The sequence below is a fragment of the Streptomyces sp. NPDC001156 genome, assembly GCF_053598275.1.
On the sequence record NZ_JBSFJX010000310.1, the window covers coordinates 1 to 7,335 of the forward strand.

Here is a 7,335-nt window from a genome sequence, read left to right on the forward strand (position 1 = left end):
GAGCTGCGGCCGATCGGCCGCAGCTCCGCCCACATGCTGTGGAAGGTCACGCGTCGTCACCTTCGCGCATCGGGACCCGCACGCCCCGCTCCCCGGCCACGGACTCCGCGATGTCGTACCCGGCGTCGACGTGCCGGATGACACCCATCCCGGGGTCGTTCGTCAGCACCCGGCGGATCTTCTCGCCGCCGAGCTTCGTGCCGTCGGCGACGGTCACCTGACCGGCGTGGATCGACCGGCCCATGCCGACGCCGCCACCGTGGTGGATGGACACCCAGGAGGCGCCCGACGCCACGTTCACCATGGCGTTCAGCAGCGGCCAGTCCGCGATCGCGTCCGAGCCGTCGAGCATCGCCTCGGTCTCGCGGTACGGCGAGGCGACCGAGCCGCAGTCGAGGTGGTCGCGGCCGATGACGATCGGTGCGCTGAGCTCACCGCTCGCCACCATGTCGTTGAACCGCTCGCCGGCCTTGTCTCGCTCGCCGTAGCCGAGCCAGCAGATACGGGCGGGCAGGCCCTGGAAGTGGACACGCTCACCCGCCATCTTGATCCAGCGCGCGAGGGACTCGTTCTCCGGGAACAGGTCGAGGATCGCCCGGTCGGTCTTCGCGATGTCGGCCGGGTCACCGGACAGCGCCGCCCAGCGGAAGGGGCCCTTGCCCTCGCAGAACAGCGGCCTGATGTAGGCGGGCACAAAGCCGGGGAAGGCGAAGGCGCGGTCGTATCCGGCCAGTTGGGCCTCGCCGCGGATCGAGTTGCCGTAGTCGAAGACCTCGGCACCGGCGTCCATGAAGCCGACCATCGCCTCGACGTGCTTGGCCATCGACTCACGGGCGCGCGTGGTGAAACCGGACGGGTCCTTGGCGGCGGCGTCGGCCATGTCCTCGAACGCGATGCCGACCGGCAGGTACGCCAGCGGGTCGTGGGCCGAGGTCTGGTCGGTGACGATGTCGATGGGCGCGCTCATGGCGAGCAGCTGCGGGACGAGCTCGGCGGCGTTGCCGAGGACGCCGATGGACAGCGGGCGGCGGGCGTCCCGCGCCTCGACGGCCAGCTGGAGGGCGTGCTCCAGGGAGTCCGCCTTCACGTCCAGGTACCGGTGCTCGATACGGCGGTCGATGGCACGCGGGTCGCAGTCGATGCAGATCGCGACGCCGTCGTTCATGGTGACGGCGAGCGGCTGGGCACCGCCCATGCCGCCGAGACCGGCGGTCAGGGTGATGGTGCCGGCGAGCGTGCCGCCGAACTTCTTCGCGGCGACGGCGGCGAACGTCTCGTAGGTGCCCTGGAGGATGCCCTGGGTGCCGATGTAGATCCAGGAACCGGCGGTCATCTGCCCGTACATGGTCAGGCCGAGGGCCTCCAGACGGCGGAACTCCTCCCAGTTGGCCCAGTCGCCGACGAGGTTGGAGTTGGCGAGCAGGACACGCGGCGCCCACTCGTGGGTCTGCATGACGCCGACGGGACGGCCGGACTGGACGAGCATCGTCTCGTCCTGCTTCAGGCCCTTCAGCGTGCGGACCATGGCGTCGAAGGAGCGCCAGTCACGCGCGGCCTTGCCGGTGCCGCCGTAGACGACGAGCTTGTCGGGGTGCTCGGCGACCTCGGGGTCGAGGTTGTTCTGCAGCATCCGCAGGGCGGCTTCCTGCTGCCATCCCAGGGCGCTCAGTTCCGTGCCGCGCGGCGCTCGGACAGGGCGGGGTCCTGACATGGTCTGCCTCCTGGGGTACGGCCGCACGCTGCTGGGGGGCGCGCACGGGCTGTTGCAGTAGTTATTCACATCCTGACCATCTGAATAGAACTAGTCAATACGTTCTTGCGTCAGCGTGGCGGCGGCGGGGATGTTTGGCTGGAGAGATGACCGCACACGGTGACACGGGGACGGGGGACGCGGTGGACCCGAGGGGCAGCGCGACGCGGCGGGCCGGCGGGGACGAGCGCCCCGGCGACGCCGAGCGGGTGGCGCGCCGGGACGAGGCCGTACGCGGCGCCGTCGAGCATGGGCTGCTGGGGCCGGACGCCCCCATCGCCGCACTGCTGGACGTGGCCGGAATCCGGGACTCGGCGGCGGCCCTGCGGGCGGCCTTCGACGCGGTGGTCCCGCCGGGCACGCCGGTGCTGCACGCCTTCGCGGTGAAGGCGACCCCGCTCGTACCGGTGCTGCGGCTGCTGCGGGAGGCGGGCATCGGCGCCGAGGTGGCGAGCCCCGGGGAGCTGGCGCTCGCCAGGGCGGCCGGGATGACCCCGGAACGGATCGTGCTGGACGCGCCCGCCAAGACACCGGCGGAGCTGCGGCAGGCCCTGGAGCTGGGGATCGCCGTGAACGCGGACAATCCTCAGGAGCTGGCGCGGATCGACTCCCTCGTCCGCACGACGAAGACGTCCTCCCCGCTCGGGATCCGGGTGAATCCGCAGATCGGGGGCGGTGCGATAGAGGCGCTGTCCACGGCGACCGCCACCTCCAAGTTCGGGGTGGCGCTGCGGGACGAGGGGGCGCGTGAGTGGCTGATACGCGCCTATGCGGAGCGGCCCTGGCTGACCAGGCTGCACGCACACTCCGGTTCGCAGGGCGTACCGCTCTCGCTGATGGCCCGGGGCATAGCGGAGAGCCACACGCTCGCCGAGGAGATCAACCGGAGGGTCGGGCGGCGCCAGATCGACACGATCGACATCGGCGGCGGGCTGCCGGTCAACTTCGCCTCGGACAGGACGACGCCGACGTACGCGCAGTACGCACGGCTGCTCGCGGAGGCGGTGCCCGGGCTGTTCGACGGGCGGTACGGGCTGGTCACGGAGTTCGGGCGGTCCCTGCTGGCCAAGCACGGGACCGTGGTGGCGCGGGTGGAGTACACCAAGCGCGCGGGCGGCCGGGCCGTCGCCATCACGCACGCGGGCGTGCAGGTCGCGACCCGCACGGTGTACGCGCCGGCGTCCTGGCCACTGCGGATCGGGGCGTACGACGCGAAAGGGCACCCGAAGGAGGGGCCCGACGTGGTGCAGGACGTGGCGGGACCGGCGTGCTTCTCCGGTGACCTGCTGGCCGAGGCGCAGGCGCTTCCGCTCCTGGAGCAGGGCGACTACGCCGCGGCGCTGGACACCGGCGCCTACTACTTCGCGCACCACTACGCGTACAACTCCCTGGCCCGGCCGGGCGTGTACGGCTATGCGCCGGGCGAGGGCGGCGGGATCCGCTTCGCGGTGGTCCGGGAGCAGCAGACGCTCGAGGAGATCGTCGCGGAGTCGGGCGGAGCGCACGTGGGCACCCTCACGGAGCTCTGAGGACGCCGCGCGCCCCCAGCGGGCGCCCCTGCCCGTGCACCCCGTCCGCATATCCACACGTCAGAGCGCAGGCGTCACACCTGCCCCAACAGCCTCGTGAGCAGGCACAGCCGACCCACCTTAGCGGCCGGCGGCATTTTCCACTGGAAAATGCCGGATCACTCACTCCTCGTGCACACGTTGCGTAACGTCGGCGTCACTCATCCGTACCCGAGGCGGGAGGGGAGCCACGGTGCCCGGAATCGACGAGTGCCTGCTGGAGGCCATGAGACTGCCCGGTGCCCGGGGTGCCGCGGTGGTCGACTGGATCAGCGGGCTCGCCCTGGGCACGGTCGGGGACTCACCCGGCGGTGACCACGAGACGACGGCGGCGGAGGCCGCCGAACTGGCCCGGCTGGCCGCCGAACACCGCGCGTTCGCCCCGGAGGACGCCGACTGGGCCGACGAGGCGTGCCCGGTCGAGGATCTGATCATCGCCAACCGGGACAGCTACCACCTGCTGAGATTCGTCCCGACCAGCTTCGACAGCAGCGTCTTCCTGCATCTGTGGCTGGCTCGCGCGGAGGGCAATCTCGCCCTCGCCCGCATCCGGCTCGGCGAGATGGCAGGGCGGCTGGTGCTGGGATGACGACGGTCAGGATGCCTTCCCCCCCGCCGTTGCCCGTGCGGCAGCAGACGCAGATACCGAGCGGCGGCCTGTCGCCCATGCTCAGCCGGCTCGCCGCCGAACGCGCCACCGGTGTGCTGATGCGCGAAGGCGGCATGCTCCATCTGTCCGACGGCCGGGTGGTGTACGCCGAGAGCCCCGCGACCCCGGGTCTCGACGCCCTGCTCATCGCGCGCGGCGCGCTCGATGAGGAGGGCTGGCGGGAGGCGGTCACCCAGGCGGGAGCACAGCGCCTGGTGGGCCGGTTCCTGGTGGACCGCGGCCGGATCGGCCAGGGCGCCCTGGAGCTGTGCCATCTGGGGGCGCTGTTCGACGCGGCGTACTTCGTCCTCGGCCCGAGCAGCGCACCCGCCCGCTTCCGCTACGGCGAGGGCCACTGGCTCGGCCCCGTCCGCCCGGTTCCGGTGGCCGCGCTGGAACGCGAGACACTGCGCCGCCGCGAGCTCCTGCACCGCATCTGGCCCGACCCGGCGACGGACGAGGCGCCCCTCGCCCGCACCGGCCTCCCCGCGGGCCCGGCGGTCACGCCCCGCCACGGGAAGGTGCTCGTCCGCATCGACGGAGTACGGACGGCGGCCGACATCTCACGAGAGCTGAGCCGCCCCGCGTTCCACACGTTGGTCGACGTCCGACGCCTGGCCGCGGCGGGCGTCGTCTCGCCCGCCGCCGGCGCGGTCGCGCAGGGCGTTGCACCCCCTGTGCCCGCGCCGTCCTTGCCGCCTTTCGTCGACCCCCACATCACGTTGCTGAAGAGGCTGAGGGATGCGCTGGAGGCCCTTTGACCGGATCGAACGGCAACGCCCCGCCGAGAGGAGACCCCTGATGGACGCGGAGCCCGAGGTCCTCGAGGAACTCCGCCGGCTCAGAGCCCGCATCCCCCAGCTGACCGGCGCCCTCGCCGCGAGCGTCGACGGACTCGTCCTCGCCCAGGACGCGCCGGGCGTCGAACCCGAAGGGATCGCCGCGCTGACCGCGGCCGCGCTGGGCGTCGCCATGCGGCTGTCCGACGCGACGAGCCAGGGCGACTTCCGTGAGCTGCTCGTCCGCGGCGTCCACGGCTATGTCGCCACCTACGCGGCCGGCCGCAGCGCCGTGCTCACGCTGCTGGCCCAGGACCGGGTCAACGTCGGCCGGCTGCACCTGGAGGGACGGCGCGCGAGCACCCGGATCGGCGAACTGGTCGACGAGGCCGCGCTCCCGACCGAGCCCGCGCCCTCCCGCGCCATCGGAACACCCACCAAGACCGCCGCCAGGTCCGCACCTACGCGGACCCGCACCACGCGCACCCCCGCGAGCCCTCGATCGGCCGCGAACGCGCGCGCCACCACGGAAAGTTGAGAGGACACACCACCACATGGCCAACACCGAAACCACGCTGAAAGAAGCGCTCGCCGCGATCGAGGGTGCGACCGGGGTAGCCCTGGTCGACTACACCAGCGGCATGGCGCTCGGCACACTCGGCGGCAGCAAGAGCTTCGACCTCACCGTCGCGGCCGCAGGCAACACCGACGTCGTCCGGGCCAAGCTGCGCACCATGGAGCACCTCGGACTGAAGGGGCAGATCGAGGACATCCTGATCACACTGAGCGACCAGTACCACCTGATCCGGCTGCTCACCGGCCGCGGCGGCAACGGTCTGTTCCTCTACCTCGTCCTCGACGCCAAGCGCGCCAATCTGGCGATGGCCCGCCACCAGCTGAAGAAGATCGAGGAGGACCTGGAGGTCTGACCGCGGTCGCCGCCCCGCGCGCTACACGAGCTCCGCGGTACGGCGGCGCGCCCCGCCCGGGGCCGCGTCGCCGGCCGCGACGCCGGTGCCGCGGTAGCCCTTGACCGGCTTGCCCGCGGGCGCGCCGCCACGGCGGCCGAGCCAGTCCACCCGTACCCAGAGCAGAGTGTCGTCGGCACGCTCGCGGCGGCCCAGCCAGGCTGCCTTCAGCCACAGCCCGGCGCCGGTTCCGGCGAGCAGCATGCCACCGGCGGCGGGTACCACGAAGGAGCTGCCTAGTGCGGCGGCGAAGGCGGCGAGCAGCCACCAGCGGTGTCCCAGCCGCCAGCCGCGGACGGTGACCGCCCGGTCCTGGAGCACGTCGTACTTGCCGGCGCGGGCGGCACCGCGGGCGAGGGCCATGTACCGCTTGCGGCGCCTGTACGCGGTGGCCGCGGTCGCGACGATGAACAGCGCGGCTCCGGCCATGACACCGATCCGGCGCCCCGTCACTCCCGGCACGAGCACGCCGACGCCGGCCGCGAACACCCCGAGCCAGCACAGCGGCGCGGCCCCGGCTCGCACGACGACGGCCACCCGGGCCAGTCCCTGTCCTCCATGTCCTCCGCGTCCCACGTTCCGGCCTCCCGTCTCACCTGGTGAAGTGGATCAGTTCGGGCAGGCTAACGACAGAAACTGAGACGAGTCTGAAAAAGTCCGCCGCTCGAGGGAGGTCGGGCATCGAGCGGGGGCTACTCCACGAACAGCCCCCGGGAAGCGGCCTGCACATCGAACTCCTCCAGGCGAGCCTGCGCGTCCGGCAGGTCGTCGCACATCGCCTCGAGCAGCACCCGGCCGAGCAGCATCGGTGCACAGGCCGTGTCGAAGGCGAGTCCCGTGCCGACCGCGGCGGGCAGCAGCAGGTCCGAGAACTTCGCCACCGGTGCGAACACCGAGTCGGCGACGGTGACCACCGTCAGACCCGCCTCCTTGCCGTAGGCGAGCGCGTCCACGACCTCGCGCGGGTGCCGCGGCAGCGCGAAGCACAGCAGCGCGCTCGCCCCCGCCCGCACGGCCGCGTCGACGCGGTCCTGGAGCATCGTGCCGCCCTCGTTGAGCAGCCGGACATCGGGGTGCACCTTCGCCGCGAAGTACGCGAAGCCGTACGCCTGGGAGGCCGCCGCCCGCAGTCCGAGGACGGGCAGCGGGCGCGAGGCGGCGAGGATCCGCCCCGCCTGCTCCACGGGCCGGGGGTCGGCCAGCACCTCCGCCAGGTGCTTCAGGTTCTCGATCTCCGCCTCGACGGCCTGCTGGTACTCGTTGTACGACCCCGGTCCCGGCGTCTGCTCGGCGGGGGCCACGTCGCGCAGGTGCCGGCGCAGCGCCGGGTAGCCGTCGAAACCGAGGGCGACCGCGAAGCGGGTGACGGACGGCTGGCTGACCCCGGCGAGTTCGGCCAGCTCCACGCTCGACAGGAACGGCACGTCGGCGGCCCGCCGCACCATGCTGTGCGCGATGCGCCGCTGGGTCGGCGTGAGCCGGTGCCCCTCGAAGAGCGCTTGCAGCCGTGCGGCCGGACTGTCGGTCACGCTCATGGCGTGCTCCCCCTCCAGATATCGGTGAACCGGTCGAGCAGGTGCGCCGCCGCCGTGACGTCGTCGGTGAGCGGCCGGTCGGCCAG

8 protein-coding genes are annotated in these 7,335 nt (G+C 72.4%); 5 read left to right on the plus strand and 3 right to left on the minus strand.

What is annotated here, in order from left to right:
- Positions 1–46: 46 nt before the first annotated feature.
- Positions 47–1,711, minus strand: coding sequence for a urocanate hydratase (hutU, locus tag ACWDA7_RS48590; RefSeq protein WP_450614081.1), 1,665 nt, complete (start codon positions 1,709–1,711; stop codon positions 47–49).
- Between the two features lie 146 nt (positions 1,712–1,857).
- Here hutU and ACWDA7_RS48595 point away from each other — a divergent pair, with 146 nt between their 5' ends.
- The 5 genes from ACWDA7_RS48595 to ACWDA7_RS48615 all read left to right on the plus strand — a co-directional run bounded on the left by ACWDA7_RS48595 (position 1,858) and on the right by ACWDA7_RS48615 (position 5,675).
- Positions 1,858–3,279, plus strand: coding sequence for a diaminopimelate decarboxylase (locus ACWDA7_RS48595; RefSeq protein WP_450614083.1), 1,422 nt, complete (start codon positions 1,858–1,860; stop codon positions 3,277–3,279).
- Positions 3,280–3,511: 232 nt separating this feature from the next.
- Positions 3,512–3,907, plus strand: a complete 396-nt coding sequence (locus ACWDA7_RS48600) for a hypothetical protein (protein ID WP_359409416.1) — start codon at positions 3,512–3,514, stop codon at positions 3,905–3,907.
- Positions 3,908–3,918: 11 nt separating this feature from the next.
- Positions 3,919–4,728 (plus strand): transcriptional regulator, encoded by an 810-nt coding sequence (locus ACWDA7_RS48605; RefSeq protein ID WP_450614085.1) that lies wholly within the window; start codon positions 3,919–3,921, stop codon positions 4,726–4,728.
- Between the two features lie 40 nt (positions 4,729–4,768).
- Entirely contained in the window at positions 4,769–5,284 is a 516-nt protein-coding gene (locus ACWDA7_RS48610; protein ID WP_450614087.1) for a roadblock/LC7 domain-containing protein, read from the plus strand.
- Positions 5,285–5,300: 16 nt separating this feature from the next.
- Positions 5,301–5,675, plus strand: coding sequence for a hypothetical protein (locus ACWDA7_RS48615; RefSeq protein WP_450614089.1), 375 nt, complete (start codon positions 5,301–5,303; stop codon positions 5,673–5,675).
- 21 nt (positions 5,676–5,696) lie between these two features.
- Here the strand turns inward: ACWDA7_RS48615 and ACWDA7_RS48620 are convergent, their stop codons facing one another.
- A complete protein-coding gene (locus tag ACWDA7_RS48620) occupies positions 5,697–6,290 on the minus strand; it encodes a hypothetical protein (RefSeq protein WP_450614091.1) in 594 nt (197 codons plus the stop codon).
- Between the two features lie 116 nt (positions 6,291–6,406).
- Positions 6,407–7,249 carry a MurR/RpiR family transcriptional regulator gene (locus ACWDA7_RS48625; RefSeq protein ID WP_450614093.1) on the minus strand — a complete coding sequence of 281 codons (843 nt, stop codon included), beginning with the start codon at positions 7,247–7,249 and terminating at the stop codon, positions 6,407–6,409.
- Positions 7,250–7,335: the final 86 nt, after the last annotated feature.